Genomic DNA, 17,304 nt, shown 5'->3' on the forward strand with positions numbered 1-17,304 from the left:
CGATGCCGCCGTGGCGGCGCGTGAACTCGCCGAGCACCTTCACTGCTCCACCTGCTCGAGGGTCGCCTGCAGGCCGTAGCCGTGCATCGCCTCGACGTGCCGCTCCATCTCCTCGCGGTTGCCGGATGCGACGGCCGCGCGCCCCTCGGTGTGCACCTGCATCATGAGCCGCTCGGCCTTCTCCTTCGAGAAGCCGAAGTAGCTGCGGAAGACCCAGCTGACGTAGGTCATGAGGTTCACGGGGTCATCCCAGACGATCAAGGCCCAGGGCTTGCCGAGGCGCAGCTGCTCGTCCAGCCGGACGTCCTCGAGCACATCGGTCACCGGGCAAGCCTGACACCGATCGGCGACACCGGCGGTCGCCTACTCCGCAGGGAGCAGGGCCCGCTGCTCCCCCGGGACGACGCGCCGGAGCGCGGCCGGGCAGTACGGTGCGACGGTGGACGACCGCCCCGCGGACCAGGTGCCCCCCTGGGGGCCGCCCTGGGCGCACCGGGCGCGCCGACGGCTCACCGTGCCCGTCGCGGTGGTGCTCGTCATCGAGCTGATCGTGGCGGCGGCCACGGTGCAGCGCAGCCCGGCCGTCGCCCTGGCCTACGCCGCCTGCGTGGTGGCCGGCGGCCTCGCGCTCGTGCTGCTGCGACGTCACCCGGGCCCCGCCGTCGTGATCGTCGGCGTCTCCTCGGTCACGGCGCTCCTGCTCATGCCGATCCCCCCGGTCGCGCTGCTGCCGTTCCTGCTCGCGATCGTCGCGGCCACGGTCCGCGGCGCACGGACGTGGGCGATCGCATCCGCGGCCGGCGCGATCGCGCTGCCGATCGCCCAGTTCCTGCTCACCCACGACCCGCTGACCGCGGTGCGCGCGCTCGGCGAGGTGATCCTGCTGCTCGCGGCGGTCGGGGCCGGGGAGTTCGCGCGGGCGCGGTTCCTCCGGATGCGCGAGGCGGCGGCCGCCGCGGCCGACCGCCGGCGCTTCGCCGCGGAGCAGGAGCGGGTGCGGATCGCCCGCGAGCTGCACGACGTGCTCGCGCATTCGCTGTCGTCGATCACCGTGCAGGCCGGCGTCGGCCTGCACCTCGCGCAGACCCGCCCCGAGGCGGCGACCGAGGCGCTCGAGACCATCCGCACCACGAGCAAGGACGCCCTGGACGAGGTGCGGAGCGTCCTCGGCCTGCTCCGCGGCGACGAGCACGCGCCCGTCCGGCCGGGGCCCGACCTCGACGCGGTCGCCGGCCTCGTCGCCGACATCCGGCGGTCCGGCGGACGGATCGACCTGTGGGACGACCTGCTCCCCCGGCCGTCCCTGCCCGTGCAGCTCGCGCTGTACCGGATCGTGCAGGAGGCGCTGACGAACGCCCGCCGGCACGCCCCCGGCTCCGCGGTCGAGGTGCGGCTCGCCTGGCAGGACGGCGACGCGGTGGCCCGGGTCCGCGATGCCGGCCCCGGCGCGGGCGGGTTCGAGCCGGGCAACGGCATCACCGGGATGAGCGAGCGGGCGACGCTGCTCGGCGGCGGCCTGACGGTCGCGAGGGGGGACGGATGGACGGTCGTGGAGGCCCGCATCCCCGCGGAGGTGCCGGCGTGATCCGGGTCGCCGTCGCCGACGACCAGGCCCTCATCCGCGCCGGCTTCTCCGCGCTGCTCGCCTCCGAGCCCGACCTGGAGGTCGTCGGGCAGGCCGCGACCGGCCGCGGCGCCGTCGAGCTCGTGCGGGCGACCCGGCCCGACGTGCTGCTCGTCGACATCCGGATGCCGGACGGCGACGGCCTCTGGGCGACCCGCGAGATCGTCGGCGACCCCGAGCTCGAGGGCTGCCGCGTGGTGGTGGTCACCACGTTCGAGCTCGACGAGTACGTGGCGGAGGCCGTGCGGTCGGGGGCGAGCGGGTTCCTCGTCAAGGACACCGAGCCCGCCGACCTGCTGCGGGCCGTGCGGGTGGCCGCGGCCGGCGACGCGCTGCTGAGCCCCGGCCCGACCCGGCGGCTCCTCGCCCGGGTGGCCGCCGGCCTGCGGCCGCCCGAGGACGCCGAGCGGCTCGCCGTGCTCACCGACCGCGAGCGCGAGGTGCTCGCACTCGTCGCGGAGAGGCTGACGAACGACGAGATCGCGGCCCGGCTGTTCCTCTCGCCGCTCACCGCGAAGACGCACGTGTCGCGGATGCTCACGAAGCTCGGCGCCCGCGACCGGGTGCAGCTCGTGGTCGTGGCCTACGAGACGGGCCTCGTGCGGCCGGGCTGGCGCGAGGCGTAACCCTCCGCGTACGCCGGGCGGAGCAGGCGAGGTGCATCCGCCCGGCCGACGCGATCGCGAGCGGTTCGGCGGATCGTCGGTGTCACGGTCCGATCGGGCCGCATCGGATGCCCTCACCTGGAGTGATCATGCTCGCCACCACCGCAACCGCCGCCTTCGTCCACGGGCCGGGGTTCGTGTTCTTCCCGTTCTTCTTCCTCATCCCCCTCTTCTGGATCCTCGTGTTCGTCGTGCTCTTCGCCGTGTTCGGGCGCCGGCGTCGCCGGTGGATGGCCGCAGGCGGCTGGCAGGGCCGGAGCGCCGAGACGACGCTCGGCGAGCGCTACGCCAACGGCGACATCGACGAGGTCGAGTACCGCGCCCGCCTCGAGGTGCTGCGCGCCAACCGCGAGCCGCTGCGCTGACCCCGCTACCCGGTGAGTCGCCACTTCTGGCCCTCGAGCGGGCGCCTCGAGGGCCAGAAGTGGCAACTCACGGCTGGGGCGGGAGGGCCCAGCGGCGGATCCACTCGTGCATCACGATCGCGGCGGCCGCGCCGGCGTTGATCGATCGGGTCGAGCCGAACTGCGGGATCTCGACGAGCGCGTCCGCCGCCGCCCGTGCCTCCTCACTGAGGCCGGGACCCTCCTGACCGAACAGCAGCACGCACCGCTCCGGCATCGCGAACGACTCCACCGGCACCGCGCCCTCGACGTTGTCGACGGCGACGATCGGCCGGCCCTCCTCCCGCATCACCGCGACGAAGTGCGCGACCTCCGGATGGTGCACGACGTGCTGGTACCGGTCGGTCACCATCGCGCCCCGACGGTTCCACCGCCGTCGACCCACGATGTGCACGGCGTCGGCCGCGAACGCGTTCGCCGTGCGCACGATCGACCCGATGTTCATGTCGTGCTGCCAGTTCTCGATCGCGACGGCGAACGGATGCCGCCGCAGGTCGAGGTCGGCGACGATCGCCGCCATCCGCCAGTATCGGTAGCGGTCGACGACGTTGCGGCGGTCGCCGTGCTCGAGCAGCTCGGGGTCGTAGCGGTCGTCGACCGGCCGCTCCCCCGGCCACGGTCCGACGCCCGGCAGCTCGCGCTCCGTCTCGTCCTCCGCCTGCACGTGGCCGAGTATGCCGTCCGGCGGCCGCTCGGCCGGACGGGGGCAGACTCGTTCCTCGTGACGACGCGGATGCAGGCGGTTCAGGCGGTGCGGGCGGGCGGCCCCGAGGTGCTCGAGGCGGTCGAGCTCGACGTGCCGCAGCCGGGCGAGGGCGAGCTGCTCGTCGAGGTCGCGGCGACGGGCGTGAACTTCGTCGACGTCTACCGCCGCAACGGCACCTACGACGTGCCGTTCCCGCACGTGCCGGGCACCGAGTTCGCGGGCCGCGTCGCGGCGGTGGGCGCCGGCGTCGACGGCTTCGCCGTGGGCGACCGGGTGGTCACGGCGGAGGGCCGGCAGGCCTACGCGCGCTTCGCGACCGTGCGGGCGGATGCCGCCGCTGCCGTTCCCGAGGGGGTGAGCGACGAGACCGCCGCCGCGCTCGCGCTGCAGGGCCTCACCGCGCACTACCTGCTCACCTCCGTCTACCCGGTGGAGGCCGGCACGAGCCTGCTCGTCCACGCGGGCGCGGGCGGCGTGGGACTGCTGCTCATCCAGCTCGCGAAGGCGCGCGGCGCCACGGTGTTCACGACGGTCGGCAGCCCCGAGAAGCGGGACCTCGCCGCGGGCGCCGGCGCGGACGCGGTGCTCGACTACGACGGCTTCAGCGAGCGGGTGCGGGAGCTGAACGGCGGCCTCGGTCTCGACGTCGTGTTCGACGGCGTCGGGGCGACCACCTGGGAGGGCTCCCTCGGCGCGCTCCGGCCGCGCGGCCTGCTCGCCCTCTTCGGCGCCGCGTCCGGCCCGGTGCCACCCATCGACCCGCGGCGCCTCATGTCCGGCGGATCCCTCGTGCTCACCCGGCCGACCATGGGCGACTTCCTGCGGACCCCGGACGAGCGCGCCTGGCGCTACCGCGAGCTGCTCGACGCCGTCGCGGCCGGCACCCTCGACGTGCGGATCGGGGCGACCTTCCCGCTCGCCGACGCCGCGGAGGCGCATCGCGCGCTCGAGGGCCGCGGCACGACGGGCAAGGTGCTGCTGGCCGGCTGAGGCGCCGATACCCTGCCGGGATGCCTGCGGTCTGGACCCCGAACGGGCCGGACCGGATCGTCGAGGGCGACAACCTCCCCGTGCTCGCCGCCCTGCCCGACGCCGCGTTCCAGCTGGCGTACCTCGATCCGCCGTTCAACACCGGGCGCCGCCAGGAGCGGCACGAGGTGGTCTCGACCCGCGCGGAGACGGGCACCGCGGGCTTCGGCGGCACCCGCTACGACCGCATCCGCCGCCTCGCGGCCGCCTTCGACGACCGGTTCACGGACTACTGGGCCTTCCTCGAGCCGCGGCTCGAGCAGGTGCACCGCCTCCTCGATCCGACCGGGACGCTCTACCTGCACCTCGACTACCGGGAGGCGCACTACGCGAAGGTGCTGCTCGACGGGCTCTTCGGCCGCGAGTGCTTCCTGAACGAGCTCATCTGGGCGTACGACTACGGCGCCCGCACGAGCCGCCGCTGGCCCCCGAAGCACGACACCGTGCTCGTGTACGTGAAGGATCCGGAGCGGTACCACTTCGACGCGGCGGCGGTCGATCGCGAGCCCTACATGGCGCCCGGCCTGCAGACCGCCGAGCGCAACGCCCGCGGCAAGCTGCCCACGGACGTCTGGTGGCACACGATCGTGTCGCCGACGGGGGCGGAGAAGACCGGCTACCCGACGCAGAAGCCGGTCGGGATCCTGCGGCGGATCGTCGCCGCGTCGAGCCGGCCGGGCGACTGGGTGCTCGACCCGTTCGCGGGCAGCGGGACGACGGGCGCTGCCGCGCTCGCCCTCAACCGGCGCTTCTTCCTTCTCGACGAGAGCCCGGACGCGATCGCGACGATGCGCGCCCGCCTCCCGCACGCCCTCGTATCCCAGGCGTGAGCTGCGCAATCGACGGAGAAACCGCATCCGCGAGTCCAGTCCATGCGGATCCGCCGCCGTTTCGGCTTAGAAGTCCGTCGTTTGCGCAGTGGTCCGCGCAGTGGTCTGCGCAGGGGACTACTGCAGCGACGAGGTGAGCCGCGCGAGGTCGTCGGCGATGCGGTGGACCGCCGCCCGGCCGCCCCACTCCTCTAGCGTCAGGCGCCGCGACTGCGCCCGGTACTCGTCCTCGACCGCCAGGATCCGCTCAGTGAAGGAGCGGTTGGAGACGAGCATCGTCAGCTCGAAGTCGAGCTGGAACGAGCGGATGTCCATGTTCGACGACCCCACCACGGTCACCGTGTCGTCCACCGTCATGTGCTTCGCGTGCAGCACCGTCGGCGCCGCGTACCGCTGGATGATCACGCCGGCGTCGAGCATCGCCTCGTAGTACGAGTGCTGCGCGTGCAGCACGAGGGCCTGGTCGGCGATCGCGCCGACGAAGAGCTCCACCTCGACCCCGCGGCGCGCGGCGGTGAGGATCGCGCCGAAGAGCGACGGATCCGGCACGAAGTACGGCGTCGTGATGCCGACCCGGCGCTCGGCGGCGTAGATCAGCGAGTTGAACAGCGCGAGGTTGTTCTCCGCCTCGAAGGCCGGCCCCGACGGCGCGATCTGGCAGAGCACCGTCTCGGGGTCCTCGTCGTCCGCGACGCCGCCGACGGCGGAGGTCGCGAGCACCTCGCCGGACTCGCTGAACCAGTCCGTCGCGAAGAGGGCGTCCACCTGCTGCACGACCGGCCCGCGCACCTCGACGAGCAGGTCCCGCCAGGTCAGCGGCTTCTTGTGCCGGCCGCGCTCGTAGCTCGCATCGATCAGGTTCGCGGAGCCGAGCATCGCGACCCGCTCGTCGACCACGACCAGCTTGCGGTGGTTGCGGAGGTCGGGCCGCTGGTACCGCCCCCGCAGCGGCTGCACCGGCAGCATGAGGCGCCAGGGGATCCCGATCCGATCGAGCTCCCGGCAGGCGGGCTTGAAACCCGGGTACTTCTTCGACCCGAGGTGGTCGACCAGCACCCGAACCGCGACCCCGCGCCGCTTCGCCCGCTCGAGCGCCGCGAAGACGGGACGCGTGGCGTCGTCGAGGGCGAACGTGTAGAACTCGACGTTCGCGTACCGCTCCGCCGAGTCGAGCATCGCGACGAGCGCCTCGAGCTGCTCGGATCGATGGGCCAGCACGCGCGCCCGGTTGCCGTCGACGAGCGGGAAGGCCCCGACCTCCCGGTTCAGGCGCACGATCGCGGGCAGCCACGTGGGCACGTCGGGGCCCGCGACCACGTGCTCGACCGTGTCCGAGTCCTGCTCGATGCGGTCGTTCATCGTCCGCTGCCGCTCCCGGCGCTGCTCCGGCAGCTTCGGGTTGCCGATCAGCAGGAACAGCAGCAGCCCGAGGACCGGCACGGCGACGATGACGAGGATCCAGGCGAGCGCGGCGGACGGCTGCCGGTTCCGCGGCGCCGCGAGCAGCGCCGTGACGAGGAGCGCGACTTCGAGCAGCACCAGCACGATCGTCGACCAGTGCTGCTCCACGAGCTGGAGCAGGAGCACGCGTCATCCCTAGCGCATCCGCCTCCCCTAGCCTGAGAGCGATCGAGGATGGGAGGACCGATGGCGCGGTCGCGCGACGACATCGACTGCTGGCTCACCGACATGGACGGGGTGCTCGTCCACGAGAACCAGGCGGTCCCCGGCGCTGCCGAGCTGATCCAGCAGTGGACGGACCGCGGCCAGCGGTTCCTCGTGCTCACGAACAACTCGATCTACACGCCCCGCGACCTGGCCGCGCGGCTCCGCGCATCCGGGCTGAAGGTGCCGGAGGAGTCGCTCTGGACCTCGGCGCTCGCGACCGCGGACTTCCTGCAGTCGCAGATCCCGGGCGGCAGCGCCTTCGTCATCGGCGAGGCCGGCATCACGACCGCGCTGCACGAGGCCGGCTTCATCATGACGGAGACGGACCCCGACTACGTGGTGATCGGCGAGACCCGCACCTACTCGTTCGAGGCGATCACGAAGGCCATCCGCCTGATCGACAAGGGCGCCAGGTTCATCGTCACGAACCCGGATGCGACGGGCCCGAGCCCCGAGGGGCCGCTGCCCGCGACGGGTGCCGTCGCGGCGCTCATCACCCGGGCGACGGGCCGCGAGCCCTACGTGGTCGGCAAGCCGAACCCGATGATGTTCCGGTCGGCGATGAACCGGATCGGCGCCCACAGCGAGAACACCGCCATGATCGGCGACCGGATGGACACCGACATCGTCGCCGGCATCGAGGCGGGCCTGCACACGTTCCTCGTGCTCACCGGGATCAGCGACCGGGCGGAGATCGAGCGGTACCCGTTCCGCCCCGACGAGGTGATCGAGTCGGTCGCGGCGCTCCTCGAGCCGGAGGCCGACGCCGCCCGGTCGTGACCCGGCTGGTGCCGGCCGTCCTGCGGGACGAGCCGCAGTACCGCCTGCTCTTCGCCGGCCAGCTGCTGTCGATCTTCGGCGACCGGGTGAGCATGCTCGTGCTGCCGTTCGCCGTGCTCGCGGTCGGCGGCACCGTCACGGGGGTGGTCGCGGTGTCGGTCGCGCAGTTCCTGCCGTTCGTCGTGCTGGCGCTGCCCGCGGGCGTGTGGGCGGACCGCTTCGACCGCAAGCGGATCGTCATCGCCTCCGACGCCGTCCGCATGGTCACCCAGGCGACGGCCGCAGCGACGCTCTTCACCGGCACGGCGACCGTGCCGCTGCTCGCGGCCCTCGCCGCGCTCTACGGCGCCGCTGACGCGTTCTTCTCCCCCGCCATCACCGCCCTCGTCCCCGCGATCGTCTCGCCGCGCAACCTGCAGCCCGCGAACGCGCTGCGCGGCCTCACCTTCTCGCTCGGCTCCGTGCTCGGGCCGGCGATCGGCGGCGTGCTGGTCGCGCTGCTCGGCCCCGGCGGGGGTTTCGCGTTCGACGCGGCCACGTTCGTGGTCTCGGTGGCGTGCCTCCTGCGACTGCGCCCGGCGGTGCTCGACGCGGCGCTGGAGACGGCCACACCGATGACCGAGCGGTTCCTGCCGAGCCTCGCGCGCGGCTGGCGCGAGGTGGTGAGCCGCCGCTGGGTGCTCGCGTTCCTCGCCGGCTGGACCGGGTACTCGGTGCTCGTGCTGCCGTCGATCTTCGCGCTCGGGCCGGCGCTCGCCGCGCGCGACTACGGGGGCGCCCCGGGCTGGGCGATCATCACGGCCGGCTACGGGATCGGCTCCGTGCTCGGCGACCTGATCCTGCTCGCGTGGCGGCCGCGCTTCGCCCTCCGCATCGGCGCCCTCGCCCTGGTGGGCGCCTCCTGCCAGGCCGCGATCATCGGCAGCGGCATGGGCGTCTGGCCGATCGCCGGCCTCGAGCTCGTCGCCGGGATCTGCGTGACGGGCTGCTTCACCCTCTGGGAGACGAGCCTCCAGGAGCACATCCCCGCCGCGCAGCTGGCCCGCGTCTCGAGCTACGACTACCTGACGAGCACCGGGTTCATCCCGCTCGGCACCCTGCTCGGCGGCGCCCTCACCGCAGCGCTCGGGCTGCAGCCCGCGATGGTCCTCATGTCGGCGGTCGGGGTCTGCACCGCGCTCGGCGTGCTCGCGGTGCCGGCCGTGCGTGCGCTCCCCCGCGGCGTGACGGATCCGGATCCGGCGTAGCGGATCAGCTCAGCACGCGGATGCGCCCGACGGGCTCCCCGCCGCCGAGCACGGCCAGCGGGAGGTCGTCGAGGTAGGCGTCGGCCGCGACCCGGTCGACGGCACCGGCGTCCGCGAGCAGGGCGACGGCCACCGCGGCGGGCGCCCTTCCGGAGCCGTCGAGCACCTTCACCGCGGCGGTGGTGCCGTCGGGCGCGACTGCGGCGAAGACGCCCTCGGCCCCCGACTTCGCGACCACGCCGACGGCGGCGATCGCCCGGGAGGTGGGGGTGCCGGGCCCCTCGATGAGGTCCGGATAGGCCCGGATGGCCGCCGCGAGCTCCGGCTGGTCGGCGACGAGCCGCCGGTGGCCCTCGGCGAGCGCCCCCACCGACACCGCCCAGACGGGGCCGCCGCAGCCGTCGACGCCCTGATGCGCCGGCGTCGCGCCGCCGTACTCGGCGAGCACCTCGGCGGCGAGCGCGTGGATCGGATGCGCCGGGTCCAGGTAGCCGTCGGTCGGCCAGCCCGCGGCGACGCTGCCGGCGAGCATCCCCGCGTGGTTGCCGGAGCAGTTCATCGTGATCCGCGCAGGCCCGAGCCCCGCCCGCACCCGCTCCCGCGCCGCCTCGGTGGCGGACGGCCAGCTCTCCGGCGTGCGGAGCGCCTCCTCGCCGAGCCCAGCGGCCTGCAGCACCTCGCGCACGACCTCGAGGTGCTGGGGCGTGCCTCCGTGGCTCGAGGTCACGATCACGAGCTGCTCGGGGGTGAACCGGGCGCCGGCGCGCAGCGCGGCGACGGTCTGGAACGGCTTCAGCGCGCTGCGCGGGTAGATCAGGCGGTCCGGATCCCCGATCCGCCGGCGCTCGGCGCCGTCGGGCGCGAGCACGACCGCCGCGCCGAGATGCACCGACTCCGGGAACCCGCTGCGCTCGACGACCGCCAGCGGGGCGGATCCGGCCGCATCGAGCGGCCCGTTCACGCCTCGAGACCGAGGTCGGCGAGGTCGAGCGCCGCGAGGTACGGGTAGCCGGCCGCCTCGATGACCTCGCGCGCACCGGTCGCGCGGTCGACCACGACGGCGACCGCGGCGATCTCGGCGCCGACCTTCTCGAGCGCGGCGATCGCCTTGAGGGGGGAGCCGCCGGTGGTGGAGGTGTCCTCCACCACGATCACGCGCCGGCCGGCCACGTCGGGGCCCTCGACCTGCCTGCCGCGGCCGTGGTCCTTCGGTTCCTTGCGCACGACGAAGGCGTCGAGCGGCACGCCGCGGGCGGCCCCCTGGTGCAGGATCGCGGCCGCGATCGGGTCGGCCCCCATCGTGAGCCCGCCGACGGCCGAGACGCCGGGAACGCCCGCGATGAGGTCGAGCATCACCTGGCCGATCAGCGGTGCGACGCGGTGGTCGAGGCTCACGCGGCGAAGATCCACGTAGAACGAGGCCTGCTTGCCGGAGGTGAGGATGAAGTCGCCGTGGAACACGGCCTTCTCGGTGATGTGGGCGATGAGTTCTTCGCGGGCGCCGGGCACGGCTCCAGCCTAGGAGGCGTCCTCGGTCCGGCGTCGGGCGCCCCCGCTACCGTGGACGGGTGCGGATCGCCACCTGGAACGTCAACTCGATCCGGGCCCGAGTCGGGCGCGTCACGGACTGGCTGCAGCGCGCGGACGTCGACGTGCTCGCGATGCAGGAGACCAAGTGCCGGGACGACCAGTTCCCGCACGAGGCGTTCGAGGCGGCGGGCTACGAGGTGGTCACGCACGGCCACAGCCAGTGGAACGGCGTCGCGATCGCGAGCCGCGTCGGCCTCACGGATGTGCAGCCCGACTTCCCCGGCATGCCCGGGTTCGGCAAGCCGCTCCCCGACGGCACCCTCCCCCTCGAGGCCCGTGCCCTCGCGGCGACCGTCGGCGACGGCATCCGCGTCTGGAGCCTCTACGTGCCGAACGGGCGCGACCTCGCGGACCCGCACTACCCCTACAAGCTGACGTGGCTCGATCGCCTGCGACTCGCGACCGCCGAGCGCCTCGCGGCGAACCCGGACGAGCCGATCGCCCTGATGGGCGACTGGAACGTGGCGCCGCTCGACGCGGACGTGTGGGACATGGCCGTCTTCGAGGGATCGACCCACGTGTCCCAGCCGGAGCGCGACGCGTTCGTCGCGTTCGAGTCGGCGGGCCTCAGGGACGTCGTGCGGCCGCTCGTGCCCACCGGCTACACCTACTGGGACTACAAGCAGCTGCGCTTCCCGCGGAACGAGGGGATGCGGATCGACTTCGTCCTCGCCTCCCGCGCGTTCGCCGACCTGGTGACAGGGGCGTCGATCGAGCGGAACGAGCGGAAGGGTGACGCCCCGAGCGACCACGTGCCGGTCGTCGTGGACCTCGACGCGGACTCGCCGCTCGACGACGACCGCCCGATGATCTTCTGACGCCGGGCCCTCAGCCCCGCAGCAGCTCCTGGTGCACCGCCTGGGTCGCGGCGCTCGGGGGCACGCCGAGCTCCTCGCGCAGCAGCCGCGAGAGCTCCGCGTGGACGAGGAGGGCCTCCCCGACGTTGCCCTGCGCCGCGAGGGTGTGCATGAGGATCTGGTAGCCGTTCTCCCTCAGGGGGGCCAGGCGGATGAGCCGGCGCGCGGCGCGGACCGCCGCGTTCAGCTCCGTCCCGCCCGTTCCGAGCGCGGCCGCCGCATACGCCTCCAGCGCACGCAGGTGGATCTCGCCGAGCCACGCGCGCCGCTCCTCGATCCAGTCGGCCTCGTCGTCCGGGAGCAGGACACGCTCGGTGATGAACAGGGCCGACAGCGACGCACCCCACGCGTGCGTCCAGTCCTGCAGCACCACCCGGGACTCCGCCTTGTGGGCCGCCTTCTCCGCCACCTCGACGTCGACGAAGGCGTCGGGCCCGAGCACCAGCCGGATGCTCGACCGGCCCTCGATCGTCTCGGGGCCGAGCGCCCGGCGCAGCTTCGAGACGAGGGCGTTGAGGTCCGGGCCGGCGGCATCCGGAGCGGTCCCACCCCAGATCGCGTGCGCGAGCTCCCCACGGCTGCAGCTGCGATGCCGGTTGAGGGTCAGGTACCCGAAGAGCATCCGCGCCTGACGTCCGCGTACGCCGGACTCGGCCCGAGCCCCGCCGCGCTCGATGACGAGCGGGCCGCACAGCTGGACCCGCTCCGGCCCTCGGGACGGCAACGTCACAGCAACATTGTGACCACGCCGGGGCCACAACGGGACAAGGGTGTCCGCGTACACCGAATGGAGGACGAGATGGCCAGGACGATCCGATGCGAGTGCGGCTACGTGGCTCGCGGGGACAGCGACGACGACGTCATCACGGCGATCCGAGCGCACATGCGCACCGACCATCCCGCCCTCCTGGAGGCGGTCGCGCGCGAGGACCTGCTCGGCTGGATCCAGGTGGAGTAGCCGATCCCTGGAGGTGCACGATGACCATCACCCGTCAACGGCCGGTCACGCCGGCGGAGCCGGACCGGGAGGAGGTGCTGGTCGACCCGGGCAGCCTCAGAGCCCACCTCCGCGATCCCGGCCTCCGCGTCGTGGAGATCGACGTCAGCGCCGCCGCCTACGACGCCGGGCACATCGACGGCGCGGTCCTCTGGAACGCCTACACCGATCTGAAGGACGGCGACTACGCCACGGTGGATGCCGGCGGGTTCGCGCGGCTGCTCCGGCGGTCGGGGATCACGCCCGGCACGACCGTCGTCTGCTTCGGGTACGCGGCCGCGCTCGGGTTCTGGCTGCTTCGCCGGTACGGCCATCACCACGTGCGGATCCTCGACGGCTCCCGCGACGAGTGGCTCGCGGCCGGCGGCGCCCTCGTGCCCAGCACGACGGCGCCGACCCCCGTCGACACCGTGCTCGGCGCCGCGGACGACCGCATCCGGGCGAGCCGCGAGCGCGTCCTCCGGTCGATCGACGACCTGGACGTCACGATCCTCGATGTCCGGAGCGACGCCGAGTTCCGCGGCGATGCGTTCTGGCCGTCGGGCGGATCGGAGCCCGGGGGTCGGGCGGGACACGTGCCCACTGCACGGCACGTCGTGATCGACGGGCTCAAGGACGACCGGGGGCGCTATCGCGACACCGCGGCCCTCCGCGAGGTCTTCGCCGACGTCGACCTCGCCGGCGACCTCCCGATCATCACCTACTGCACGATCGGTGGCCGAGCGAGCACGGCCTGGTTCGCGCTGACGCACCTGCTCGGCCGATCCAACGTCGCCGTCTACGACGGCTCCTGGGCGGAATGGGGTCGAACGCCCGGTGCACCCGTCGCCCGGGCCTGACCGGCCCGAGCGATCCCCTCGACCCCTCTCGGAGGTAGCACCATGTCCCAACTCATCAGGAAGAGCCTGAACACGCCCGAGGAGGACCGGCCGTTCGAGGACGGCAGCGGCCACCTCGAGGTGGTGAACCTCGACGCGGGCGTGGTCGGCCGCGCGACGTTCCGGCCCGGCTGGCGCTGGTCCACGCACGTCAAGCCGATCGCCGGCACCGCGAGCTGCCAGGCCGCGCACCTCGGCTACTTCGTCAGCGGTCGCATGGTCGTCGAGATGGACGACGGAGAGCGGATGGAGTTCGAGCCGGGCGACTTCGCCGTCATGGCCCCGGGCCACGACGCGTGGATCGTCGGCGACGAGCCGTGCGTCTTCGTCGACTGGCAGGGCTTCGCCGACTACGCGAAGCGACGCTGATCCCGCGGCGCTCGGCGGCGAGCCCTCCGGCCCCCGCCGAGCGCCGCCGGGCGGCGCAGGCCCCGGCGACCTCGCTTCACCGGCATCGAGCGCTCCTTCGGCGATCACGGCGGATGATCGACCCGTGCCCTACCGCGTCATGACCGTCTGCCTCGGCAACATCTGCCGGTCCCCGATGGCCGAGGTCGTGCTGCGCGACCGGTTCGACGCCGCCGGCCTCGGGGACGACGTCGTCGTCGACTCCTCCGGCGTCTCCGACGAGGAGACTGGGGAGCCGATCGACCCTCGCGCCGCCGACGTGCTCCGTCAGGCGGGCTACGCCGTGCCGGAGCACCGGGCGCATCGGGTGACCCCCCACGAGATCGGCTCGAGGGACCTGCTGCTGGCGATGACCGCGCGGCATGCCCGGGTGCTGCGCACGCTGGCCCCTGATGCCGCGAGCGCCGCCCGCATCCGCATGTTCCGCTCCTTCGACCCCGCCGCGCCCCGCACGGAAGGCCCGCGCGCGACGGCCGACGAAGCGGAGCTCGACGTGGAGGACCCGTGGTTCGGCGGCCGGGACGACTTCGTCTCGGTGCTGCAGCAGGTCGAGGCGGCCGCGGACGGCATCGTCGCGCACGTCTTGAGCGAGTTGGAGCGCCGCTCAGCCGGGTGAGAGCAGCAGCGCCACGAGCAGCACGACGGGCAGCGAGCCGAGGGTCGTGAGCAGCACCGCGTCCCGGGCCACGAGCACGCTGCGGTCGTAGCGGGACGCGTAGACGAGCACGTTCTGCGCCGTCGGCAGCGCGGCGAGGGTCACCGCGGCGTGCAGGGTGCGGGCGTCGAGGTGCAGCACGGGACCGCCGAGGACCCATGCCGCAAGCGGCATGGCCAGCAGCTTCAGGCCGGTGGCGAGCACCACGTCCCGGCGACCGCTGCCCGGTTCGAGCACCCGCTGCCCGTGCAGCGACATCCCGAAGCCCATCAGCATCAGCGGGACGGCCGCGCCGCCGATCAGCCGGAACGGCTCGAACACCACCGTCGGCAGGTGCACGTGGGTGAGCGCGAGCACCGCACCGAGCAGCGACCCGATCAGCAACGGGTTGCGGAACGACAGCAGCACGGTCCGCCACACGGATCCGCCGCCACGCGAGTGCTCCAGCACGACGAGGCCGGCCGGCGCGAAGACCAGCAGCTGCAGCAGGATGACCGGCGCCGGGTAGGCGGCGCTGCCGAGCACGTAGATCGCGACGGGCAGCCCGATGTTGTTCGCGTTCACGTACCCCGACGCGAACGCGGTGACCATGGCCTGGGCGGCCGTGCGGCGCCAGACGAGGCGGCTGACGAGCAGTGCGACGAGCACCACGGCCGCGGCCGAGCCGGCGGACACGACCAGCAGCGGCGACAGCAGCACCCGGGTGTCCGCGGTGGCGAGCACGGTGAAGAGCAGGCAGGGCGACGCGGCGAAGAAGACGAAGCGGCTGAGCACCCGGCGGGCGTCCGGGCCCATCACCCCGGAGCGCTCGAGCAGGTACCCGGCGAGGATGACGACGGCGATGATCCCGAAGCCTTCGAGCACGCCGATCACCGGTCCATCCTTCCGGACGCGTACGGTCGGCTTCGTGAGGGAGGGGGCGCGGCGCTGGGACGCGCCGATCACGGTCGTGCTGGGGCTGCTCCTCGCCGCCGCCGCCGCGTTCGCGGTGGTGATGGCGATGCTCTCGGCCTTCATCAGCGACGCCTGCGTCGATGTCACGTGCGACGACGCGCGCTTGAGCACCGGTCTGCTGATCGCGCTGATCGGCCAGCCCGTGGTCGTCCTCGGCGCGACGGTCGCGGTGCTCCTGCGGAAGCCGCGCGGCCGGCTGCTGTTCCCGGTGCCGCTGCTCGGCCTGCTCGGTGTCGCAGCGTTCTTCTTCGGCGGCCTCGCGATCGCGTACTCGGCGGTGCCGGGAGCGAACCTCTTCTGACGGCGGAGGGCGCGCCGCCGCCGGCGCGCCAGGGTGACGGGCGGCCGGACATCGGCGCGCGCGAGGGGACCCTGACCCTTCCCCGGCGCAACATCGGTGCAGAGGTGGCAACAGCGCGCACGGCATCCGCAGCAAAGCGGCACCAGACGCACGATACCGTCGGGGGAACCCTAGGAGGCGACCCATGTCGATGCTCGAGACCCCGATCGCCGTCGTCGGCGCCGACTCCGCCGTGTGGCTGCGGCTGAAGGACGCGGTCAGCGCGTTCCGCATGCTGCAGCAGCACGACGGCTCGCTGCGCGAGGACGCCGACCGCGCCGACGCCGCCCGCCTCATGGAAGGGGTGGTCGCCGCGATCCGCGAGCTCGCCCCAGCCTTCCCGCACGACGCCGAGTACCTCGAGGCGCTCACCGGCGACCTCGCCGACTGGGCCGCCGCCGGCTTCGACGTGCCCGACTTCCGCGCCTCGCTCGGCGCCTTCCAGCCGCAGCAGCACCGCGTCGACGGGCTGCGGCACCTCGTCGTGTTCCCGATGGTCACGCAGAACGGCAGCCCCGACCGGCTGCTCGAGGCGCTGCTGATCGACGTCATCTGGCCCGAGTTCATCGACGCGCTGGAGCGCGAGCACTACTCGAACGCCCTCTTCGTGCCCATCCGCTTCGTCGACTTCACCGGCGGCTACGACACGAACTCGGCCGTGCTCTTCCCCGAGACCGTGGCGATGAAGGAGCTCATCCCCTTCACCTGGGGCGCGATCTTCGCCGACCGCGAGGCCGCCCGCTTCCGCAAGGTCGTCGCCGCCGCCGCCGAGATCACCAAGCTCGAGATGCCGGCCGACGCGCAGCGCCTGCTCGACGACCAGGCACTCACCGAGCGCAGCTTCGTGCTCTGGGACCTCGTGCACGACCGCACCCACATGCGTGGCGACCTGCCGTTCGACCCGTTCATGATCAAGCAGCGGATGCCGTACTTCCTGTACTCGTTGGAGGAGCTGCGCTGCGACCTCACGGCGTTCCGCGAGGCCGTGCGCCTCGTGCGTGACGAGGCGACGGACGACGTCACCCGCGACCACGCCCGGCTCGCCCAGTACACGATCCTGTTCGACCGCCTCTTCCGGTTCCCGCTCACCGGCGGTCGCTCCCGCAACTACGACGGGGTCGGCGGCCAGCTGCTGTTCGCGTGGCTGCACCAGCACCACGTGCTGCACTGGACCGACACCCGCCTCGCGATCGACTGGGACCAGGTGCCCGACGTGGTCATCGCGCTGTCGGACTCGATCAACGAGCTCTACTGGGCGTCGATCGACCGGCCGAAGACCGCGCACTGGCTCGCGGCCTACGACCTGGTGCGCGCCACGCTCACGCCGAACCCGGCCTCGCGCTGGGCGCGGGGCCTGCCCGACGAGATCCTCGCCGGTGCGCCGAAGGGCTACACCGACGCGGTGCTCGACGACGAGTTCCCCCTCTCCATGTTCTACGAGGCGCTCGGCAAGAAGCTCCGCGGCGTGATCGAGTCGACCGCGGGCATCACCGCCGCCGGCTGACCCGCCCCGCGCTGCGGTTTCGTCCCGGGTGGAGGGGATCGCCCCGGGTGTAGGCAGAACCACCCAGTTCCGGCCTACACCCGGCACATCGCCCTACACCCGGCACACCGACCGTCGCCCGGCCGATCGAGGAGTCTCCGAGCGCCGTCGCCCGTCCCGGCCGTAGGC

At 73.3% G+C, this 17,304-nt stretch carries 21 protein-coding genes; 14 read left to right on the forward strand and 7 right to left on the reverse strand.

All coding sequences use genetic code 11. The features are described 5' to 3' along the window. Positions 1 to 39: 39 nt before the first annotated feature. Positions 40 to 324 carry an ATP-dependent Clp protease adapter ClpS gene (gene clpS / locus VIG76_RS01590; RefSeq protein WP_331950346.1) on the reverse strand — a complete coding sequence of 95 codons (285 nt, stop codon included), beginning with the start codon at positions 322 to 324 and terminating at the stop codon, positions 40 to 42. Between the two features lie 115 nt (positions 325 to 439). On the opposite strand from clpS, the gene VIG76_RS01595 reads away from it, so the two are divergent. The 3 genes from VIG76_RS01595 (at position 440) to VIG76_RS01605 (ending at position 2,654) form a co-directional block, all read left to right on the forward strand. Continuing rightward, on the forward strand, positions 440 to 1,585 hold the full coding sequence (locus tag VIG76_RS01595) for a sensor histidine kinase (RefSeq protein ID WP_331950348.1): 1,146 nt from the start codon (positions 440 to 442) through the stop codon (positions 1,583 to 1,585). After that, positions 1,582 to 2,250 carry a response regulator transcription factor gene (locus tag VIG76_RS01600; RefSeq protein ID WP_331950350.1) on the forward strand — a complete coding sequence of 223 codons (669 nt, stop codon included), beginning with the start codon at positions 1,582 to 1,584 and terminating at the stop codon, positions 2,248 to 2,250. Before VIG76_RS01595 ends, VIG76_RS01600 begins: the two co-directional genes overlap by 4 nt. A 128-nt stretch (positions 2,251 to 2,378) precedes the next feature. Further along, positions 2,379 to 2,654, forward strand: coding sequence for an SHOCT domain-containing protein (locus tag VIG76_RS01605; protein ID WP_331950352.1), 276 nt, complete (start codon positions 2,379 to 2,381; stop codon positions 2,652 to 2,654). Between the two features lie 67 nt (positions 2,655 to 2,721). On the opposite strand, the gene VIG76_RS01610 is transcribed toward VIG76_RS01605, so the two are convergent. Beyond that, positions 2,722 to 3,357: a TrmH family RNA methyltransferase gene (locus VIG76_RS01610; RefSeq protein WP_331950354.1), complete on the reverse strand. Its 636-nt coding sequence runs from the start codon at positions 3,355 to 3,357 to the stop codon at positions 2,722 to 2,724. 69 nt (positions 3,358 to 3,426) lie between these two features. Here VIG76_RS01610 and VIG76_RS01615 point away from each other — a divergent pair, with 69 nt between their 5' ends. Next, a complete protein-coding gene (locus tag VIG76_RS01615; RefSeq protein WP_331950623.1) occupies positions 3,427 to 4,389 on the forward strand; it encodes a quinone oxidoreductase family protein in 963 nt (320 codons plus the stop codon). 20 nt (positions 4,390 to 4,409) lie between these two features. Beyond that, positions 4,410 to 5,258 carry a DNA-methyltransferase gene (locus VIG76_RS01620; RefSeq protein WP_331950356.1) on the forward strand — a complete coding sequence of 283 codons (849 nt, stop codon included), beginning with the start codon at positions 4,410 to 4,412 and terminating at the stop codon, positions 5,256 to 5,258. Positions 5,259 to 5,375: 117 nt separating this feature from the next. Here VIG76_RS01620 and cls read toward each other — a convergent pair whose 3' ends face one another. Next, on the reverse strand, positions 5,376 to 6,845 hold the full coding sequence (gene cls / locus VIG76_RS01625) for a cardiolipin synthase (protein WP_331950358.1): 1,470 nt from the start codon (positions 6,843 to 6,845) through the stop codon (positions 5,376 to 5,378). A gap of 60 nt (positions 6,846 to 6,905) precedes the next feature. Between cls and VIG76_RS01630 the strand changes: the two genes are divergently transcribed. Both VIG76_RS01630 and VIG76_RS01635 read left to right on the forward strand, forming a co-directional pair. Then, positions 6,906 to 7,706, forward strand: a complete 801-nt coding sequence (locus tag VIG76_RS01630; RefSeq protein WP_331950360.1) for an HAD-IIA family hydrolase — start codon at positions 6,906 to 6,908, stop codon at positions 7,704 to 7,706. Continuing rightward, entirely contained in the window at positions 7,703 to 8,953 is a 1,251-nt protein-coding gene (locus tag VIG76_RS01635) for an MFS transporter (RefSeq protein ID WP_331950362.1), read from the forward strand. Before VIG76_RS01630 ends, VIG76_RS01635 begins: the two co-directional genes overlap by 4 nt. Positions 8,954 to 8,957: 4 nt before the next feature. Here VIG76_RS01635 and VIG76_RS01640 read toward each other — a convergent pair whose 3' ends face one another. Next, positions 8,958 to 9,914 (reverse strand): asparaginase, encoded by a 957-nt coding sequence (locus tag VIG76_RS01640; RefSeq protein WP_331950364.1) that lies wholly within the window; start codon positions 9,912 to 9,914, stop codon positions 8,958 to 8,960. Beyond that, positions 9,911 to 10,462 carry an orotate phosphoribosyltransferase gene (gene pyrE, locus VIG76_RS01645; RefSeq protein ID WP_331950366.1) on the reverse strand — a complete coding sequence of 184 codons (552 nt, stop codon included), beginning with the start codon at positions 10,460 to 10,462 and terminating at the stop codon, positions 9,911 to 9,913. The genes VIG76_RS01640 and pyrE overlap by 4 nt, the downstream gene beginning before the upstream one ends. A gap of 59 nt (positions 10,463 to 10,521) precedes the next feature. Here pyrE and VIG76_RS01650 point away from each other — a divergent pair, with 59 nt between their 5' ends. Continuing rightward, a complete protein-coding gene (locus tag VIG76_RS01650) occupies positions 10,522 to 11,361 on the forward strand; it encodes an exodeoxyribonuclease III (protein WP_331950368.1) in 840 nt (279 codons plus the stop codon). Between the two features lie 10 nt (positions 11,362 to 11,371). Here VIG76_RS01650 and VIG76_RS01655 read toward each other — a convergent pair whose 3' ends face one another. Continuing rightward, entirely contained in the window at positions 11,372 to 12,130 is a 759-nt protein-coding gene (locus tag VIG76_RS01655; protein WP_331950370.1) for an AfsR/SARP family transcriptional regulator, read from the reverse strand. Between the two features lie 69 nt (positions 12,131 to 12,199). Here VIG76_RS01655 and VIG76_RS01660 point away from each other — a divergent pair, with 69 nt between their 5' ends. From VIG76_RS01660 to VIG76_RS01675, 4 genes are all read left to right on the forward strand, one after another. Further along, positions 12,200 to 12,358, forward strand: coding sequence for a DUF1059 domain-containing protein (locus VIG76_RS01660; protein ID WP_331950372.1), 159 nt, complete (start codon positions 12,200 to 12,202; stop codon positions 12,356 to 12,358). 20 nt (positions 12,359 to 12,378) lie between these two features. Then, complete coding sequence (locus VIG76_RS01665) at positions 12,379 to 13,236, forward strand: sulfurtransferase (RefSeq protein WP_331950374.1); 858 nt, start codon at positions 12,379 to 12,381, stop codon at positions 13,234 to 13,236. Between the two features lie 42 nt (positions 13,237 to 13,278). After that, positions 13,279 to 13,644, forward strand: coding sequence for a cupin domain-containing protein (locus VIG76_RS01670; RefSeq protein WP_331950376.1), 366 nt, complete (start codon positions 13,279 to 13,281; stop codon positions 13,642 to 13,644). 124 nt (positions 13,645 to 13,768) lie between these two features. Then, a complete protein-coding gene (locus tag VIG76_RS01675) occupies positions 13,769 to 14,299 on the forward strand; it encodes a low molecular weight protein-tyrosine-phosphatase (RefSeq protein WP_331950378.1) in 531 nt (176 codons plus the stop codon). On the opposite strand, the gene VIG76_RS01680 is transcribed toward VIG76_RS01675, so the two are convergent. Next, on the reverse strand, positions 14,288 to 15,211 hold the full coding sequence (locus VIG76_RS01680; protein ID WP_331950380.1) for an AEC family transporter: 924 nt from the start codon (positions 15,209 to 15,211) through the stop codon (positions 14,288 to 14,290). The genes VIG76_RS01675 and VIG76_RS01680 overlap by 12 nt on opposite strands. A gap of 34 nt (positions 15,212 to 15,245) precedes the next feature. Between VIG76_RS01680 and VIG76_RS01685 the strand changes: the two genes are divergently transcribed. Beyond that, positions 15,246 to 15,593 carry a hypothetical protein gene (locus tag VIG76_RS01685; RefSeq protein ID WP_331950382.1) on the forward strand — a complete coding sequence of 116 codons (348 nt, stop codon included), beginning with the start codon at positions 15,246 to 15,248 and terminating at the stop codon, positions 15,591 to 15,593. Between the two features lie 190 nt (positions 15,594 to 15,783). Then, positions 15,784 to 17,136 carry a DUF6421 family protein gene (locus VIG76_RS01690; protein ID WP_331950625.1) on the forward strand — a complete coding sequence of 451 codons (1,353 nt, stop codon included), beginning with the start codon at positions 15,784 to 15,786 and terminating at the stop codon, positions 17,134 to 17,136. Positions 17,137 to 17,304 lie beyond the last annotated feature (168 nt).

The organism is Amnibacterium sp. (assembly GCF_036559085.1).
In the GTDB taxonomy this organism is placed as follows: domain Bacteria; phylum Actinomycetota; class Actinomycetes; order Actinomycetales; family Microbacteriaceae; genus Amnibacterium.

Coding starts and splice junctions, on each gene's coding strand:
- VIG76_RS01605 (WP_331950352.1), top strand. CDS start 2,379: ATGCTCGCCACCACCGCAACCGCCGCCTTCGTCCACGGGCCGGGGTTC.
- VIG76_RS01615 (WP_331950623.1), top strand. CDS start 3,427: ATGCAGGCGGTTCAGGCGGTGCGGGCGGGCGGCCCCGAGGTGCTCGAG.
- VIG76_RS01620 (WP_331950356.1), top strand. CDS start 4,410: ATGCCTGCGGTCTGGACCCCGAACGGGCCGGACCGGATCGTCGAGGGC.
- VIG76_RS01630 (WP_331950360.1), top strand. CDS start 6,906: ATGGCGCGGTCGCGCGACGACATCGACTGCTGGCTCACCGACATGGAC.
- VIG76_RS01660 (WP_331950372.1), top strand. CDS start 12,200: ATGGCCAGGACGATCCGATGCGAGTGCGGCTACGTGGCTCGCGGGGAC.
- VIG76_RS01665 (WP_331950374.1), top strand. CDS start 12,379: ATGACCATCACCCGTCAACGGCCGGTCACGCCGGCGGAGCCGGACCGG.
- VIG76_RS01670 (WP_331950376.1), top strand. CDS start 13,279: ATGTCCCAACTCATCAGGAAGAGCCTGAACACGCCCGAGGAGGACCGG.
- VIG76_RS01690 (WP_331950625.1), top strand. CDS start 15,784: ATGCTCGAGACCCCGATCGCCGTCGTCGGCGCCGACTCCGCCGTGTGG.